The sequence below is a fragment of the Mucispirillum schaedleri ASF457 genome, assembly GCF_000487995.2.
GTDB lineage: Bacteria > Chrysiogenota > Deferribacteres > Deferribacterales > Mucispirillaceae > Mucispirillum > Mucispirillum schaedleri.
In genome coordinates this window covers 1,753,234-1,772,318 of record NZ_CP097562.1, presented here as the reverse complement: position 1 = coordinate 1,772,318, position 19,085 = coordinate 1,753,234, and the positions used below count along the sequence as shown (strand labels likewise).

Genomic DNA, 19,085 nt, shown 5'->3' with positions numbered 1-19,085 from the left:
TCACCATTAACCGCCGCCTACAAATTTAACAATCTCTATTACTGCATTATGCTCTATTATTGTTTCACTAAATTTACTTTTTATTATTACTTCACCATTTACTTCTGCTATAATATTATTTGATGAAATATTAAGCTGATTTATAATATTTTCAAGTGAAATATTATCATCAAAATCATATAATATGCCGTTAACTTTTATCTGCATTATTTATCCTTTAATAAATATCTTATGGTTTCATTTGCCTGAATATTTGCAGCAGCTGTTACCCGCGGAGCATAAAGCCCCTGATTAAAGCCTGCTTCATTTTCAAAATCACCTATTATTATACAATTACTGCCTAAAGATTTTTTTGTAAACTTATCTGTATTATAATATCCTGCCACACCTGATGCACCTATAATATAACTGTCACGCATATTATTTACACATTTTTCTATTAACATCATTTTAGAAGAAATATTATCAAAACATTCAAGTATTACATTAAAACCTGAAAGTTCATTTATAATATTTGTTTCATCTAAATAAATATTTGCTGTTTCTATATTAATATAAGGTGATATTTTATTTATTATTTCCTTTAAGGCATCAGTTTTATTTTTACCAATATGCTCTATAAAATAAGCCTGCCTGTTTATATTTGACGGCTCAACTATATCAAAATCAATAAGTTTTAAACTGCCAACCCCTGCTCTTGCAAGACTTATGGCAGCATTACTTCCAAGCCCACCAAGTCCACATACTGCAACTGATGAATTTTTTAATATATTATATTCTTTTAAACCCTGCCTGCTGATAAGCTGATATTCTAAATAATCTTTATCAGGTATGCTGCCTTTTTTTATTAAAGTAATAACATCATTATTTTTTATGTTATATGACAATGAAACAGGGAAGGAGTTTGCTATAAATATATCTGAATCTACATTCAATTCAAGTATTAAATTTTTAATGGATAAAGGCTTTTCTATAAATAATTCTTTGCCGTTAACTGTAATTTTCATAATAAAAAGTATATTATGGTTGATTATAAAAGTCAAGAAATCAAAAAAAGCTTAATGTAACTAATAAAAAATATTAATCAGATTATAAATGAAAATAAGAAAATCAAAAAGGAAATAAAGCAGCTGTTAGAGCAGATAAAAGCAAAATTTAACATATATAATTTTAGCAGCTGAAATTTTATATATCTGCTTGACTGCTTAATCATTAAGCAGCTCAACATAAATACTTGAAAATACTAAAAAAACATTGTGGATTATCTGGGGATAAGTATTTTTACTTGTATTTTTTTACTTTTTGGTGTTTATTCTATCTAGGCTTTAAGCCTAATAGCACAGTGCGGGCTGGTGGTTGGCTACCTTTCTTTTTATCCATTAGGATTAACCATTCGGAATAAGTAAGGGGGTGGCTTATGGTATATGAAAATCATATCACATTTGCATTATGTGTGCTGGTAACGGCAACCATAATTTTTTACATAAAAAAATAACCACCTTGTTTTGCCCAGCAGGTGGTTATTTTAAGATATTTCTTTAAAATCTCACACTAAGGGGCTGACCATACCAGTCCCCTGTGCTACTTCTAATATAATCAAAAAATGCCATTTCTGCAAGTTCTTTTTTACTACACCATATAAAAATATTTCTTATTGGCAGTCCTTTTACTTATTCTACAATTCCTAAAATTTTTTGGTAAGTTAAATAAGTATTTTTACTTGTATTTTTTTATTTTTTGGTGTTATAAGATATAAGCACGGTTTGGCTGTGGCTGGTAGCCTCCTTAGAAAGGAGGTGCTTATGGTAACAGAAGTATATCATTTGTATATAATCTTTATAATACTTGAAAGCATAATTTTATTTTATATAAAAAAATAACCGCCCAACTACCAAAGATGAACGGTTATTTTTAACCAGAATCGGGGGCTGATCAGTCCAGCCTTCCCGTGCCTTTAATATACTTAAAGAATATAATTTCTGCAAGTCCTTTTTTATAATACAGTATAAAAATATTTCTTACTGGAAGTTATTTTGCTTATTCTACAATTTCCAAAATTTTTGATAAGTCTGGAAACTTAATTATTACTACTCTAACCATATCTAATCATTTAAAGCTATATAATGGCAAAGTATTTAAACTTAATATATTATTAGCTATATTCATAATAACATAATAAATATAATCACATAACTATTACATAAAAAAAAGCTGCTTTATAAAAAGCAGCTTTTATATATTATGTCACTAAACTAATATTAAATTAGAAAGTAATTCTTGCCTGCATAGCTAAAACAAGAGAATCTTTGTTATCGCTGTCTAATCTTGTTCCAGTATAAGTAAATTGTGGGATAAGAGCAAAATTACCGCTTATTTTGATTGGTGCTTGTAAGAATACTGCATAAGAGCCTACATCATATGTAAGTGCATCAATCATACTGTGCTGATAACCGCCACCTACTATAACAGCTATCATATCATTAACATTGTAACCTAACTCTAATGCTACAGCTGCTCTTTGAACATTATCAACAGTTCCATCTGCTTGAACACCAACATAATTACCAATAGAGCTGTGAGCCATTAAACCGCCATTATAAACAGTTTTAGCTTCTCCATATAATTCTTCATTCATACCATATCTTGCAAGAACAGATAACCACATTTTACCATCCATAAAAGTAGGTTTTAAACCAAGAGCTACACCAAAAGCATGAACAGTTGCCCAACGAGTATCTGATACAGGTGCATTAATAGTTCCGTTTAATGCACTGTAAGTAGCAGCTACTTTAACTAATAAAGAAGGATTTTTATATGTATAACTTAAGCCAAGACGAGGAATAGTTTCACCGCCATCAGTATAGCCGTAACTAACACCAGGACCATATGCCATATCGTTTTCAATTAATGCAATGCTTAAACCTGCAACATTGTATTGTATTTGAAAGCGTCTTGACCCAGTAGTGCTGCCTCCAAAACCGTTTAAGCCACCGTCAGTATCCATAATATCAGAAATAAAACCGCCCATTGCTGTTGGAGTATCAGTTTTACCTGCAAGAAGAGCACCTGCATTACCAAATGAATAAGCACCCCAAGCCTGCCTTAAACCAACATTACTTCCAGTAGAACGACCATAAAGAGTAGCTTCTACAGCACCTAATTCTACCTGTCCGGAAAAATTACCAACTTTTAATCTTACACCTATACGAGAGTTTCCTTGTATCCCGTAAAGAAAGTTATCATCAGTCGTGTCAGATACACCATCTACACCATGTCCATAGCCAATATAGCCACGGAGTGTGCCATAAATATCAACAGCATTTTCGCCATTGTTATAAACTTCAATAGCGAAAGCAGGAACTGCCATTAAGACAGCAATCAAAGTTAATAAAACCTTTTTCATAATCCTTAATCCTCCTCGATTAATTTATTTAAATTATAAAATGATTTTATATAAATGTAAATAGTAATATTAAAAAAAAGTAAAAATTTCTTGTTATATCAAAAAATTAAAACAAAAATCTAAAATATTTTATAACAAAAAGACATAGACATTCTATATGTTAAAATATTTTTTTTGCAAATTACATTACTATATTATAAAAATACAGAACAACATGTTATAAAGAATGATTTAAGAAAATTTGATAGTCTATAAAAAAAAAGCCTTATGTTGTATACATAAGGCTTTATATTTAATATATTTCAGTTTCATTTTCATCAATAATAAATTTCTGTGGATTTACAGGTATGCCGTTTACAAGCACTTCATAGTGAACATGGGGACCTGTGCTTCTTCCTGTAGAGCCTACTTTGGCTATCACATCACCTTTTTCTACCCTATCACCAACTTTTACAGTTAATGAGCTGTTATGGCCGTATCTTGTCATATAACCATAGCCATGGTCAATAGTAACAATTTTACCATAGCCTGCTTTTTCTCCAGCATATAAAACTATACCTTTTGCAGTAGAACGGACTGGAATACCATACCTTGCTGCAATATCTAAACCTTCATGAAAAACTCTTCTTCCTGAAAATGGGGAAGTCCTGAAACCAAATTTAGAAGATACCCACCCTCTCACTGGCCATATAGTAGGTGTAGAAAGCATAACAAGACGCTGCTCTTCTAAAAAATCTACAAGTTTTGCAAGGCTTACTTCTCTTTTATTGATTTCTATCCGCATTACATCTAATGTTTCATTTAAGCTGTCAAAAAATTCCTGCTCTCTTCTGTCTGAAAAAGCAAAATATTCTCTTAATATATCTACTTCCTTACCGCCAACTGCCACTTGTTTTACAACACGGCTGCCATCCTGATAGGAAACAAGCTCCCTGACTTTATATTCAAGCTCATCTAATGAGTTCATTTTATTATTTAATTCATCAAGCTGCTGAATGTAATTAGCAAACTGCACATTAAAAACAGCACTTTTGCTGTCGCTGCCTACTGCAGCCTGCTGCATACGGCTTTCTTTGTAAAAACTATAAGCAATGTAAGATGATATACCAGTAGATGCTAAAAGGAAAAATATAATAAAACCTACTGCCCAGAATGGTCTTTTAGATATAAAAATAGTTTTACTTTTACCATATTTCTCAGGGTCAAAAATCATTACTGTATATTTTTTTGCCATTATATTCTCCCTTGTATATAAGCCATTACAAAAATTATGCTCAAAAAAACTATTTATTGAGAATAATATATATCCTTAAACTGCCTGCTTACCATAACTATAAAACATACTACTTATAAAGCATAACACAATACATTTTACTTATGACAGATTTTTTTACAATAATCAAGCAAAAAATCTTAAAATGTATAAGTTATTTATAATTTGTTTATACTGCACTATATAATGTGCAGTTTATATAATGTATAAACTAAAATAGTTATATATACTGTTTAATGTTTATATGACAGATACTTTGCTGTATTGCAAGCTCAGTATTGACATACCATTTTCACACCATAAGTCATTTTGAGCCTGATTTTACAGGCGAAAAATCTAAATTATATGTATTGCAGCAGTGCATAATATATTTAAAGTATCTAGTTGTTTAGATACTTCGCTTATAAATCAAGCTCAGTATGGCAGTGAAGCAGGCTCAGGACGAGACATCTGAAAGTGAGCGATAGCCAAACCTGCTTCGGCAGAGCGTAATTTAAAAAATACAGGGGGAGCGTTTTCTGCGAAGCAAGGACTTTCCAAGCAAGTAGCGATGGAATTAAAAGTCCGCAGCTGGACAGTATTTTTAATAAAGGATATATTAAATTACTTCACCTTTAAAGCTCAGTATGACAATGCAGAAAAAGGATAAACGAAAATACTTTGCTTATATTTATGTTTATAAAACTTTTGTATCTAATATTTCTTTTATTTTTTCAGCAGCACTATTATCTGCATCTATTAATATAACTTCCTTTGTTCTGCGTATTAATACTTCCACTTTGCCATCAGATAGTGTTTTTTTACCAACACTCACCCTTAAAGGATATCCAATCAAATCTGCATCATTAAATTTAACACCTGCTCTCTCATTTCTGTCATCTATTAATACATCTACACCCATATTTAAAAGACATTCATATATTTCGTCAGCTTTTTTAATAACTTCTTCATCATTTGTATTAACAGGCACAACAACTGCTTCAAAAGGTGCAACAGCCTTAGGCCATATAATACCTGATTCATCATAGTTCTGCTCTATTGCACTGGCTGCAGTTCTGCCAATACCTATACCATAGCAGCCCATAACAATAGGAATATTTTTACCGTTTTTATCAAGAGCTTTTGCACCCATGCTTTCAGAATATTTTGTGCCAAGCTTAAATATATGGCCTACTTCTATACCCCTTGTTTCTTCATACTCTGCACCACATAACGGACATTTATCCCCTGATAAAGCATTACGGATATCAAAGTAACCTTCTATTTTTGCATCTCTGTCTAAATTTACATTTTTAATATGATAACTTTCTTTATTTGCACCAACTACTATATTTGACACATATTTTAAAGCATTATCAACATACACTTTTAAAGGCATATTTACTGGACCAAGAGAACCAACTGCACATCCCGTCATATCCTGCACTTCATAATGCTCTGCAAATTCTGCAGATTTTGCTTTAACTATATTTTTAACTTTTGTAAGGTTTACTTCATGGTCACCCCTGACCATACAGGCAACAAAAATTGTTTTTTCTTCTTTGCCGTCCATTACACCTTCGCATCTTATAATCATAGTTTTGGGAACATGCTTAATATCAACACCTAAAAATTCAGCAACTTCTAATGCAGTATGTTTATCTGGTGTTGCAACTTCTTCTAATGGCGAAAGTTCTACCGTTTCTTTTTCACCGTTATCTACTACCTGAGCTTTTTCAATATTTGCACTGTAATCGCATTTTGTGCATGACATAACAGCATCTTCACCAGTATCAGCAAGCACCATAAATTCATGTGAAAATGAGCCGCCAATTGCACCAGTATCTGCATCTACTACCTTGTGGCGAAGTCCACAGGCATTAAATACTGACCTGTAAGCATCATACATTTTCTGATAACTTATATCTGCACCTGCATCATCTATATCAAATGAGTATGCATCTTTCATAATAAACTCTCTGCCGCGCATTAAACCAAACCTAGGGCGAACTTCATCACGAAATTTTGTCTGTATCTGGTATAATGTAACAGGCATTTGTTTATATGAATTAACCTGAGATTTAACAATATCTGTAATTACTTCTTCATGAGTAGGTCCAAGACAAAAGTCTCTTTCCCCCCTGTCTTTAAAACGGAGCAGTTCTTTACCAAAATGATTCCATCTGCCAGAAAGCTGCCAAAGCTCAGCAGGCTGCACTACACTCATTAAAAGCTCAACTGCTCCTGCCTTATTCATATTTTCACGAACAATATTTTCTACTTTACGGATAACTTTTAATCCTAATGGAAGATAATCATATATACCTGCTGCAACTTTTTTTATCATACCAGCTCGTAACATAAGCTGGTGGCTGATAACTTCTGCTTCTGATGGAATTTCTCTCATAGTTTGTATAAAATATCTGCTTTGTCTCATAATTTTACCTTAAATCAATTATTTTTATGGAATTTCTTTCATACATGCTTTTTCTAAAGTATATAAAAACAAATAAAGAGGCTCTGGCTTTATTTCTCTAAAATGAAGCATATATAAAAAATTTTTTAAAAATATATTACTAATGCTCATAACATCTATGCCTAACCTTGTAAGTCCAATGTAACAAGCAAAAATCTCATTAATAAATGGCACACTTAGTCTGTCAAAATTACCTTTTCCATCTATAATATGTATTGGCTTTATTTTGACTATCCAATATATTAAATGTGCCACTTGTTTATGCTTGTCTGGAATATCTATACAATGAAAACTACACAGTCTATCTAAATCTTTAGCAAAACAAGTAATAGTATGCCATAATAATTGAAGTTGTAGAACACATTTATAGGATTTACTAAAAGAATTTCTATAGAAATTAAGAATAACATCTATCTCATTATTAACAAAAATATCATTATCAAACTGCATGTAATACCTATTTATCACTGACAGCTTTATCAATATTATTTATAAAATTTGAGAAATTTTTATTTAATTTATCTGCTAAATCATCATAATTAGGTAAATTGCTGTCATTTGGCAAAGTCATATTTGATATATTATTAAAATATTTAATATTTTTTTCCTGCTCTTCTCGCCACTTTTTTGTATCTGCTAAACTCTCTTTCATATTTTACCCCTTAAATAGTATTTATCATAGATATAATATACTGTCAATAATGTATATTATGCGGGGCTTACTGATGGGGAAGCCACAAAAGGATTAAATGAAATATTTTCTGCTGTGCTTTCCTGCATATTTTCATATTTATCATAAACTTCTTCTATTTCATAACTGTTAGTTGCTTCAAGAAGTGTTCTGGCAAATACATTATTTACCTGATGACCTGACCTGCTGGCTTTAATTTTACCCTGCAGTCTGTATCCAATTAATGATAAATCTCCAAACATATCAAGTATTTTATGGCGGACAAACTCATCAGGTGCTCTTAAACCTTCTGGGTTTAATACCCCTTCCTTATCATCTATTACAATAGCATTATCAAGAGAGCCGCCTTTTGCAAGCCCCATAGACCATAATGCCTCCACTTCTCTTTTAAAGCCAAAAGTGCGGGCTATGCCTATTTCTTTATGAAATGTATTTTCATTATATTCATAAGTGAAAACCTGCCTGCCTATTACAGGATGTGGATAATCCAGCTCAAAAGTAATCTGAAAACCGTCATAAGGTTCAATTTCTACAGTTTTTTCTTCATATTCTATAGATACAGGGCGTGTTACTTTCAGCACCTTTCTTAGTGCTTTCTGCTCTTTTAAGCCTGCTCTTTCTACATGTTCAATAATTTCTTTTGCTGAGCCATCTAATATAGGCACTTCCGTTCCTGAAACAGAAACATAAGCATTGTCAAGACCAAGCCCATAAAATGCACCAGAAAAATGCTCAATTGTGCTGATAGGAAGCCCGCCGCAGTCAATAGTTGTGGCAAGCTGAGTAGAAGAAACATTATAAGGAGTAATACGGGTATATTCACAGTTACGCACATCGTCACGCCTGAACTGGATACCTGTATTTTCTGGAGCAGGGCTTACTACTGCTGTAAATTCTCTGCCGCTGTGAAGTCCTATACCCTTTATAGTAAAAGCTTTTGAAAGTGTTTTTTGCATATATTACACTCCTTATTTTCATATAATTCAGTATAGCAAAATATGTGCCATACATAAATTATTGATAAATAAGAATAAATAAAAAGACTGATGTGTTTTTTAGAACACAATCAGCCTTTTTTGTTAAAAATAACAAACGAACTAATGTTCTGTCACATTCATATACTAACGCATATCAAAGCTGTCATAGTGTATATCTTTTTTGCTTATGCCGCAGGAAGCTGCATTCCGCTTTAATGCTGCACCAAAAGATGCAGGACCGCAATACCATAATGATATATTTTTTATATCTTTTATTTTTTCTTTTATTATATCAAAATTAAGCCTGCCATCTTTACATGTATCTCTGTAATGAAAACGAACACCTGCTTTTTCACTTAATTCTGCAAGCTCAGGATATAAATTTTCGCCCCTTGCACTGTAAAAGAAATCTACATTATCTACTTTTTTACCAAGAGATACAAGATATTCAAGCCTTGCTGCAAATGGAGTAAAGCCAATACCACCTGCTACCCATATCTGCTGAGCCCTGCTGTCATTAAATGTAAAATTACCATAAGGACCTTCTATAGTTATTATATCATCTTTTTTAATTTTTACAGCAAGCTCATTTGTAAAATCGCCAAGCTCTTTTATCAAAAATCTAAGTGTATTGCTTTCTTTATCATATCCTGCAATACTAAATGGGTGCGGCTCTCTACTGTGGCAGAACTTTAAAAACACATACTGACCTGCAGTATATTCAAAAGGCTCTGCTGGTTTTAACACTAAATCAATAGTTTTATTTTTTTCATTACGCTCATATTTTACTATTTCAGCAAATACCTTATGCTTAAAACCTATTAACTGCAGCAAATCAATAACAGCAGCAATTACACCAATAATTATAACAGCAGATAAAAGATAACTGCCAATAGAGCCAAACCATACACCTTTTATCTGTATTGTAAAAGAGTGATATGCTATAAAAAGGAAAAGAAAAGGTATTATTTTGTGGATATATCTAAATTTATGATATGGGACACGTTTAATCAATGCCACAACTAAAACAATAACTAATATATAAAAAGCATTCTCAGCTAACTCATTTCCTATTTTATATATTGATTTAGCAAAATCACTTATAGAAGAAACACCTTTTATTTTTGGCGGAAGTTCAAAAAATAATTTGTATATATCTACAAATAGTGTTTCAATAAACCAGTGAATTACAGAAAAAACAAATGCCCAAATACCAACCCATTTATGAATAATATAAGCTTTATCAAGACCACCTGATATATTATTAATAAAACTAAAACGAACAGAAAGCAGCATACTCATTACCATATAAACAATAGCAATAGAGCCTGTTAAATATAATGACTGCTCTTTAACATTCCAGAATGCAAAATTTGAAATAAGTTTATTAAAACTTGGAGATAATAAAAATATTAAAACTCCTAGTAACAAACCAGATATACTCCATTTTGCAGCTTTACTCATACATCACCTCATAAATACTTTTATAACTTAAATATTATGCTGCAAAGTCATAAGACACAGACATAATAAATTAAGTTACAAAATTATATGGTTAGTATGACAAGTTCGTAAATAAATAGTTCACTATCAATATATTAATCATTAAATTATATACTTGTAACTTTTGCAAGTGAGTTTAAAATATCAGAGCATTTCTTACTGTATTCATCTGGAGAAGTTATTTCATCTCCAAGATTATCGCTGAGCTTATCCATTACTGCAAAATAAATATCACTGACTTCATCTACAGTATATTCTTTATCATAAATATCTATACCTATTGACAATAAAAAATTGATTTGGTTTGGGTTTAAAATGTCTAAAAGTTTATACATATTATGCCTCCACCATATAAAATATATCTACTTATAATGTAGTAAAAGTTCTTATTATTTACAAGTATTTTTAACAATTTAATGCTGTTTGTTTAAGTTTTTTAAAGAATATATCTGTTATTTCTACATATTTTTTTTAAAATATTATCTTATTTTACTTGCATTTAAATTATTTTTATATAAAATTATATGTAAGACTTAGTTTTTAAATGTATTTAAATAAATATATTAAATATATTATGGAGTAAAAAATGCTTAATATTGGATGTCATCTTTCATCATCAAAAGGTTTTAAGCATATGGGTAAAGAAGCATTAAGTATTAATGCAAATACATTTCAATTTTTCAGTAGAAATCCACGAGGCAGTAAAGCAAAAGCTGTTGACGAAAAAGATACTGCTGCCCTTAATGAAATATTACAAAAAAATAACTTTGCACCTGTTTTAGCACATGCACCATACACTTTAAACGCATGCTCTAGTGATGCAGGGCTTAGAGAATTTGCAAAAAATACAATGGCAAGCGATTTAGAAATTATGGAACATATACCCGAAAATATGTATAATTTCCATCCCGGAAGCCATGTAGGACAAGGGATTGATACTGCTATTGATTTTATAACAGATATGCTTAACTCTATATTAAAAGAAGAATATCACACAACTGTGCTGCTTGAAACAATGTCTGGCAAAGGGAGTGAAGTGGGCTCTACTTTTGAAGAAATAAGCACTATTATTGACAGAGTTGAATTAAACCATAAATTAGGTGTGTGTCTTGATACATGCCATATTTTTTCTGCAGGATATGATATTGTCAATGATTTAGATGGTGTATTAGAAAAGTTTGATAAAGTTATAGGGCTTCAAAGGCTTAAAGCTGTCCATTTAAATGACTCTATGATGCCCTACAACAGCCATAAAGACAGACATGAAAAAATTGGCAAAGGCTCCATAGGACTTGATGCAGTTATCAAATTTATTAACCACCCTGAACTTCGTCATCTGCCTTTTTATCTTGAAACTCCAAATGAGCTTGATGGGTATGCTGCAGAAATAAAACTGTTAAGGGAAAACTTTACTGAATGCACTCTATAAAAAGATGAAGGGGCAATTATGAAAATTACTACAAAATCAATCTATGCTATCAGAGCATTACATACACTTAATCTGCTTTCAGAAGACAGTAAGCCTGTAGGTATTGCCACACTTTCTGAAAAACTGGGACTGTCTAATAAATATTTAGAGCAGATTTTTTCTAACCTTAAAAGAAGCAAACTTGTTATTTCAACAGCAGGCAAGCTTGGTGGATATAAACTGGCAAGACCTGTAGAAGATATTTCTATTCTTGATGTGATAACTACTATGGATGGGGGACTTATTCCTATTCACTGTGTAAATAATAAAAACTGCACAGTATGTCCAGAATGTTCTATTAACGGGCTTTGGTATGAAATGAAAAACCATATGGAAGAATATTTAAGAAATGTAAACATAGCTTCCTTAAATGATAAAAAATATCCAGTGCTTGGCTGCCCTGATTAATTGGATTTACAAAAAAATTATACTAATACATATAAGCAGCTTATATAGAAAGAAAATAAGGTTATATTGAGCCTGTTTCCATGTCATACTGAGCCAAAAGAGAAGTATCTAAAAAGTATACAATTTAAATATATTATACACTACTGTAATATATATAATTTAGATTTTTCGCCTTTAATATCAGGCTCAAAATGAACTTAATAAATTTATATTAAAAAATTCATCCGTGAATTTTTTAAATCATGCTCTGCCAAAACAAGTTCGCCTATCGCTTACTTTCAGACGGCTCGTCCTGAGCCTGCTTCCATGTCTTACTAAGCCAAAGGCGAAGTATCTAAAAAGCATACAATTTAAATATATTATACACTACTGAAATATATATAATTTAGATTTTTTGTCTGTAAAAATCAGGCTCAAAATGACTGATTCTCAAAATTTTTATATAAGTCCAGTTTTTATATAATTATTTAAGTTTTAGTTTTTTACCTGCCAGACTCAATACTATAACAGCAATAGATATAAGTATCATAATTAATGATATTATATTATCTACACTGCCATTTTTTATAAAAGCATATACAGGCATAATTAGTGAAATAATACCACCAGCAGCAACTGCAATTTTTTGATTAATAACTGCACCAGCGGTAACTATGATAAACCCAAGTGGTGTAACAAGGCTTTCTATTGTAAGCATATTTTCCAGTATAAGTTTTAAAAAATTAAAATTAAGGTGTTTTGCAAATGGAATAGATGAATAAATACTATAAATCCATAATATAATACCTGCTGCACCTAAAATTATAAGTAACTGTTTCTGTTTCATAATAATGTCTCCTTGATTTTATATATGTTTCTGCATAGCTTTTTTTATTTCATATTTATGCATAAGACTTTTTATAATATAAAAATAAGCTGCAAAAACTGGTATAAATGCACCAACCCATGCAATAGGACTTGCCCATGCTATACCTGTAAAGCCAATATATTCAGAAAGTATTATAGCTGCAACTGTCCGCATAATAAGCTCCATTATGCCCGCAAATGTTGGCACAATACTATTGCCAAGCCCCTGCAGTGCACTTCTGAAAACTAAAAGAAGTGCTAAAAATACATACATAGAGCAGTTAATCGTTAAGTATACCTTTGCAAGATATATAGTTTCTTCTATCTTTGCTGGGTCAGTTATATTTTTACCTAAAAATAATTTTACAGAAAAATCTGCTGCTGATAATATTAATATACCACTCATTACAGCAAATGCAACAGATATAATACTGCCCTGCCTGATTCCATGCCTTATTCTTGGAATATCACCTGCTCCATAGTTTTGTGCAGAATATGTTGCCATAGTGATACCAAACGATAAAAGACACTGCACCGCAAGCACATCTATTCTTTGAGCCACAGTAAAAGCACCGACTGCTAATGCTCCAAGCCTGTTTAATGCCCACTGAAGTATTACTATACCAACAGCAATAATTGCCACCTGCACAGCCATTGGTATACCCACCCTTATATGCTCCCATAAGTCATGTTTAGTAACTTTCCAATCGCTGCCCTTTGCCTGAAGCTCAGGTACAAATCTTCTTATATATTCAAAACATAATAAACTTGCTGTAATCTGCGAAATAACTGTTGCAAGTGCAGCACCAGATATCCCCATATTAAAATAAAGAATAAATAAATAGTCCAAAATAATATTTACAATACATGCAGCAATTAAAAAATATAAGGGCCATTTTGAATTGCCTATGGCTCGCAGCATATTTGAAAAAAGATTAAAAAGAATTGCTGCCCCTGTTCCCCAGAATATTATAACTATATACTTATATGCATTATCATAAAGCTCTTCTGGTGTGCTTATAATATGCAAAAGCCAGCCTGAAAGAGCCACACTTGCTAGTGTTAAAACTATATTTATAATAAATGATAATATAAATGATGATGCAATACTTTTTCTTACACCTGCCGCATCTTTATTGCCAAATTTCTGTGCTGTAATAATAGAAAATCCACCTGTCAGCCCTTGAGCAAATCCTATAACAAAAAATACTAACGCACCTGTTGCTCCAACAGCAGCTAAAGCATCAAATCCTATTGTTCTGCCAACTATCATTGTATCCGCAGTATTATATAACTGCTGAAAAAGGTTACCAATTAATAATGGAATAGTAAAATATATAATCAGCTTTAAAGGACTTCCCACAGTCAAGTCTTTTTTCATATATCATCCTGTAAAAATATGATTTAATTAAACCTACATACACTACAAAAAAGAAATTTTATTGTAAAGAAGTATTTTAAAAAATATATAATTTATATAACACTTCTAAAAGAGCTGGTTTATTTTGAAAAAATAATATTAAAAAATTATTATAAGTAATGGAAAAATATCTAAAATACAGGCATAAAAAAACTTGCTAATGCAAGGCTTAAAAGAAACTCCCCAAGACGGGCTTGAACCGCCGACCCAGTGATTATATACACAGATTACAATTCCATAGAAGAAATATAGATAACAGCATATTAATAAAGTTAATAATAGAAGCTCTGCCATATTATGAGAAAAAATATGGCAATGGCTCAAAAGCAGATTTTATAATGAAAAAGTTTATTAGGTTGTCAGAAACAAAGGCAAAACAGGCAATTATCGTTGCAGAAAATGCAGAGCAGGCAGATATAATAAAAATTTTACATAATGAAGCAACTATAAGAGCGATTTATAATAAAATATCATTGAATAAGATAAAAAAGTCACCAGTGACTTTTTTGATGACGAAGATGATAATTATACTTTTTGTTATTCTGATAATGGGTGTTTTTACTTTAAAGATTATGAAAAACGGCAGGAAAAAAAGATGTTTACACTGCCTAAATTTCTAAATACTCAAAATATCATAGATAAAATTCTCAATATTTTAAAAGAAGAAATGAAAAATTAATAATATACTTCAAAAAAGAATTCTTGCAAAATGCCTCCATTTATATAATAATACTGCATATATTTATATCAAGCATAATTATATTGGTATAAAGTATACAAAAAATTAGTTTATTTTTATATATATGGGTGTGTCATGTTAAATAATATGGAACTGAAAGATATTCAAGAAATTGAAAGTAAATATTATATGAGACCAATACTTGAAAAAATCAATTCTTTGTTACCAGATAATCAAGATGCTAAAAAGGAATTTGTTAAGAATTCATTCAATCATATATATGAATATGTTATCACTTCAAAAGAAGATGTAGAGGCAATAATACAGCAACGAAAAGATAATGGTTATATTTCAGATACTAAACAAGCAGCGAAAACAGTTGTTGGTTCAATATTTTCAAACACTATAGTTTGGATTTTTCTGAAAAATAAGGAAGTAGGTAATATAGATGATAATATCTATATTACATCTCATAAGAAGCGTGTCCCAAATAATGCTGAATTGTTTACTATTAATGTTGGAGAAGAGACACAAAAACCAGATATGGATTTGGCTGTATATAGTTTAAATGAAGATGAATCTCTTAAGAAATGTATGATACTTTCACTTAAAACATCTTTAAGAGAAAGAGCAGGACAAACATATAAGTGGAAACTATTGATGGAAATTGCTAATTCTGCATCAGATATAAAAGAACGATATAATATAGAATATAATCCCCCAGTTAATCCAGTAGTATGTTTTGCTACTATTAACTTTTATGATGAAATCAACAATCCGCAGCATAGAGGAATGTTTAAATTTTTTGATTGTGCTTTTATTGGGAAAAATATTGAAACTGGTGATTTTATAAAACCATTAAGCTATTTGATAGATTATACACGAGAAATATTGTTATGAATACATTAAACTACAAATGCTATTACGATTCTCATTATGATTTTATAGGAGAAAAGTATAGTTCTTTATATCCATATTTGCATAAATATCCAGCTACAATGATACCTCAGATAGGAATTAAGTTGCTTAATGATTACAATATATCTAAAGATGCCAAAATGCTTGATCCATATTGTGGTAGTGGTTCTAGTTTTGTTTCTGGACTTCATCATGGTATATCTAATTTTACTGGATATGATTTGAATCCACTTGCTGTTATGATTACACAGGCTAAAATTACATATATTGATAAACATATATTAAACTCTGTCATAGATACATTTATTTCAAAATTAAATGTAAATATAAAATTGTATAATGTTGGAAGAATATCAATACAAGAACAAGCATTAGCAAATATAACTAATCGCAATTATTGGTTGAGTAAACAAGTTCAAAACGATTTATTAGTTATTTACTATACAATAAATGAAGTCATAATAGATATAAATATTAAAAATTTAGTATTATTGGCATTTTCTACAACATTAAGAGAAGTAAGCTATGTTAGAAATAGCGAATTTAAATTATTTAGGATGAAAAATGTAGACTCATTTATTGTTGATAGCGTTTCTATTTTTATTAAAAATCTTAATAAAATAGTAAATGATTATCTTAATTATTATCATCAAATGATTATGCAAACAAAACCAATCTACAATATATATAATAAAACTATTAGTGACCAGCAGCCTAGTTTTGATATTATACTAACATCCCCACCATATGGAGATAGTAGAACCACTGTTGCATATGGTCAATTTTCTACTTTTATAAATGAGTGGTTGGGCTTTAAAGAAGCTAGAAAACTTGATAAACAATTGCTTGGTGGTAAAGTTGATAAAAATAAAAAAATGTATGATGCTGGTATTATTGCAGATTATATAGTAGAAATAAGTAAGCAAGATGTAAAAAGAGCATATGAAGTATCGGCATTTTATTACGATTTAGCACATGATATAGCAAAATTTTCACGAGTAATGAATAAAGATGGAAAAGTTTTTTTTGTAGTAAGTAATAGGACAGTTAAAGGAGTTGAATTACCAACAGATAAATTTATCGCTGAAACATTTGAATATTATGGTTTAAAACACATAGAAACTATAAAACGAAGACTCACAAATAAAACAATGCCTCTGCGAAATTCGCCAACAAATAAAGCTGGTAAAACTGCTACTACAATGAATTATGAATATATAGTAGTATGTTCAATGTAAACTAATAATTTAACAACAGTATCATAGCATTATAATTATAAAGAATGATACAGTTTATTTTTATAATCAGGAAATAGTTATTACTGTTATAGGTTCCTGTTATATAGATTTATACACTATAATTTAAGATGAAAAAAAAATATATATTTACAGATACTCTGTATAACAAAAGTGAGAGTATTTTTAAATTGAGTGTTTAGATTTGTGTAAAATATTTATAATGAAAAATATCTAAAATACAGGCATAAAAAAACCTTGCTAATGCAAGACTTAAAAGAAGCTCCCCGAGACGGGCTCGAACCGCCGACCCAGTGATTAACAGGCAATGTGCCTATTACCTGCTTTTATACCTTGATTATTATACTATGTTTGAGTAATATATTATGGAAAAATCATTGTTTACTTCCTTACATTTTGTCGCAATCTAAATAAAGCATAATTTATTAATTGCGTCAAGCTCTTTTTTGCTGTCATTTGCTAAATATCTCTCTGTCATCATAATAGAACTATGCCCCAGTATATTTTGAATAGTTTTAATATTAGTATTATTATACAGTAAAAAAGTTGCAAATGTCCTCCTTAAATCGTGGAATCTAAAATTTTCTATACCTGCTTTATTACAGGCTGTTTTAAATGACCGCTTGACCCTTTTTGTAATAAATATATTATCTCTATTATAAGCCTGCATATGCTTATTTAATTCATTCATTAAATCTTGATGTAAATATATAAGCTGCCCTTTGCCTGATTTAGTTTCGTTACCGTCAAGCTGGTAAACATTACCTTTAATATTTGATTTCTTCATATTTACTATATTGCTGTATCTCATACCAGTATATAATGCAATCATGACAATATAGTATAATTCTTGATTCCTGGAATCACTGCAAGCCTGCAATAGTGCTTTTATTTCACTACTATTTAAAGCCCTGTCCCTGCTTATTTCTTTGAATTTTTTAGTATATTTTACTGGGTTGTAATTAACTACTTTATCTTTAATCGCTGTATTAAAGATATGATTTAATAATGACCTGTAACGGTTTTGTGTTGCCTGTTTAATATTCCTATCACTTTTTAAAATATTAAAAAAGTTTATTATATCATTTTCAGATACTGCATTTATTGCCTTATCTGTAAAATCATAGCCTGCTATAATATTTAACTGCCCTAAAATATGCCTGTAATTTGTTTCTTTTTTGGCGTTTTTCTGAAAAGGTATATAATAGTCTTCTATATACTCTTTTAATGTAATAGAATTAAAATTTGATAAAATTGCAGATGATAAAATATTTATTTGCTGTAATGCTTCTAAACTATCCATAATTAATACTCCAAAAAATAATATAAATTTTAGCCACTAAAATATTTTGTAGTTGTAGAATAAGCAAAAGAATTGCCAAGAAGTATTATTTTTTATATGGTGTAAGTAAAAAAAGACTTGAATTTATATAAAATATTGATTATATTAAGAGTAGCACAGGGGACTGATGTATAGCCCCGTGTTTTTGGTTTTAAAAAAAATAACCGTCTACACTGCGATATATAGACGGTTTTTTTTATGGATTATTTCAGCTTTTGTATTAAGCTGGCAATTATGATTACTAAGATTATTTGAATAATCCAGCTTTCATATACCATAAGCCTACCTCCATTATGATGTAGGCTATCCCATCAATCGCACCGTGCCGTATGTATTTAACACCAAAAATAAAAAAATTACAAGTTAAAATACTTATCCCCAGATAATCCACAATGCTTTTTTAGTATTTTCAAATGTTTATGTCAACCTGCTTAACGATTAAGCAG

General features: G+C 30.4%; 18 protein-coding genes. 5 read left to right on the top strand and 13 right to left on the bottom strand.

Annotated elements, in window-relative coordinates:
• Positions 1-6: 6 nt before the first annotated feature.
• The 10 genes from thiS to N508_RS08270 form a co-directional block, all read right to left on the bottom strand.
• Positions 7-207 (bottom strand): sulfur carrier protein ThiS, encoded by a 201-nt coding sequence (thiS, locus tag N508_RS08315; RefSeq protein WP_023275956.1) that lies wholly within the window; start codon positions 205-207, stop codon positions 7-9.
• Positions 207-1,007, bottom strand: a complete 801-nt coding sequence (gene thiF, locus N508_RS08310) for a sulfur carrier protein ThiS adenylyltransferase ThiF (RefSeq protein ID WP_023275955.1) — start codon at positions 1,005-1,007, stop codon at positions 207-209. Before thiF ends, thiS begins: the two co-directional genes overlap by 1 nt.
• Before the next feature lie 1,256 nt (positions 1,008-2,263).
• Complete coding sequence (locus N508_RS08305) at positions 2,264-3,403, bottom strand: porin family protein (protein WP_023275954.1); 1,140 nt, start codon at positions 3,401-3,403, stop codon at positions 2,264-2,266.
• Between the two features lie 292 nt (positions 3,404-3,695).
• Positions 3,696-4,637 (bottom strand): M23 family metallopeptidase, encoded by a 942-nt coding sequence (locus N508_RS08300; protein WP_023275953.1) that lies wholly within the window; start codon positions 4,635-4,637, stop codon positions 3,696-3,698.
• Positions 4,638-5,352: 715 nt separating this feature from the next.
• Positions 5,353-7,092: a proline--tRNA ligase gene (locus tag N508_RS08295; protein WP_023275952.1), complete on the bottom strand. Its 1,740-nt coding sequence runs from the start codon at positions 7,090-7,092 to the stop codon at positions 5,353-5,355.
• A 24-nt stretch (positions 7,093-7,116) separates the two neighbouring features.
• Entirely contained in the window at positions 7,117-7,581 is a 465-nt protein-coding gene (locus tag N508_RS08290; RefSeq protein ID WP_023275951.1) for a hypothetical protein, read from the bottom strand.
• A 7-nt stretch (positions 7,582-7,588) separates the two neighbouring features.
• Entirely contained in the window at positions 7,589-7,783 is a 195-nt protein-coding gene (locus N508_RS08285; RefSeq protein ID WP_023275950.1) for a hypothetical protein, read from the bottom strand.
• Positions 7,784-7,839: 56 nt separating this feature from the next.
• On the bottom strand, positions 7,840-8,778 hold the full coding sequence (gene lpxC, locus N508_RS08280; protein WP_023275949.1) for a UDP-3-O-acyl-N-acetylglucosamine deacetylase: 939 nt from the start codon (positions 8,776-8,778) through the stop codon (positions 7,840-7,842).
• Positions 8,779-8,943: 165 nt separating this feature from the next.
• A complete protein-coding gene (locus tag N508_RS08275) occupies positions 8,944-10,263 on the bottom strand; it encodes a ferredoxin reductase family protein (protein WP_023275948.1) in 1,320 nt (439 codons plus the stop codon).
• 146 nt (positions 10,264-10,409) lie between these two features.
• Positions 10,410-10,637 carry a hypothetical protein gene (locus N508_RS08270; RefSeq protein WP_023275947.1) on the bottom strand — a complete coding sequence of 76 codons (228 nt, stop codon included), beginning with the start codon at positions 10,635-10,637 and terminating at the stop codon, positions 10,410-10,412.
• Positions 10,638-10,888: 251 nt separating this feature from the next.
• On the opposite strand from N508_RS08270, the gene N508_RS08265 reads away from it, so the two are divergent.
• Positions 10,889-11,731: a deoxyribonuclease IV gene (locus tag N508_RS08265; RefSeq protein WP_023275946.1), complete on the top strand. Its 843-nt coding sequence runs from the start codon at positions 10,889-10,891 to the stop codon at positions 11,729-11,731.
• 18 nt (positions 11,732-11,749) lie between these two features.
• On the top strand, positions 11,750-12,178 hold the full coding sequence (locus tag N508_RS08260; RefSeq protein ID WP_023275945.1) for an RrF2 family transcriptional regulator: 429 nt from the start codon (positions 11,750-11,752) through the stop codon (positions 12,176-12,178).
• Positions 12,179-12,641: 463 nt separating this feature from the next.
• Here the strand turns inward: N508_RS08260 and N508_RS08255 are convergent, their stop codons facing one another.
• Positions 12,642-13,004, bottom strand: coding sequence for a hypothetical protein (locus N508_RS08255; protein ID WP_023275944.1), 363 nt, complete (start codon positions 13,002-13,004; stop codon positions 12,642-12,644).
• Between the two features lie 18 nt (positions 13,005-13,022).
• Positions 13,023-14,405, bottom strand: a complete 1,383-nt coding sequence (locus N508_RS08250) for an MATE family efflux transporter (RefSeq protein WP_023275943.1) — start codon at positions 14,403-14,405, stop codon at positions 13,023-13,025.
• A 233-nt stretch (positions 14,406-14,638) separates the two neighbouring features.
• On the opposite strand from N508_RS08250, the gene N508_RS08245 reads away from it, so the two are divergent.
• The 3 genes from N508_RS08245 (at position 14,639) to N508_RS08235 (ending at position 17,279) form a co-directional block, all read left to right on the top strand.
• The gene (locus N508_RS08245) at positions 14,639-15,064 is read left to right on the top strand and encodes a hypothetical protein (protein WP_143815556.1); all 426 of its coding nucleotides are present in this window, start codon (positions 14,639-14,641) and stop codon (positions 15,062-15,064) included.
• A gap of 194 nt (positions 15,065-15,258) precedes the next feature.
• Complete coding sequence (locus N508_RS08240) at positions 15,259-16,023, top strand: BsaWI family type II restriction enzyme (protein ID WP_023275942.1); 765 nt, start codon at positions 15,259-15,261, stop codon at positions 16,021-16,023.
• On the top strand, positions 16,020-17,279 hold the full coding sequence (locus N508_RS08235; RefSeq protein ID WP_023275941.1) for a TRM11 family methyltransferase: 1,260 nt from the start codon (positions 16,020-16,022) through the stop codon (positions 17,277-17,279). Before N508_RS08240 ends, N508_RS08235 begins: the two co-directional genes overlap by 4 nt.
• A gap of 424 nt (positions 17,280-17,703) precedes the next feature.
• Here the strand turns inward: N508_RS08235 and N508_RS08230 are convergent, their stop codons facing one another.
• Positions 17,704-18,600 (bottom strand): tyrosine-type recombinase/integrase, encoded by an 897-nt coding sequence (locus N508_RS08230; RefSeq protein ID WP_023275940.1) that lies wholly within the window; start codon positions 18,598-18,600, stop codon positions 17,704-17,706.
• Between the last annotated feature and the right edge of the window lie 485 nt (positions 18,601-19,085).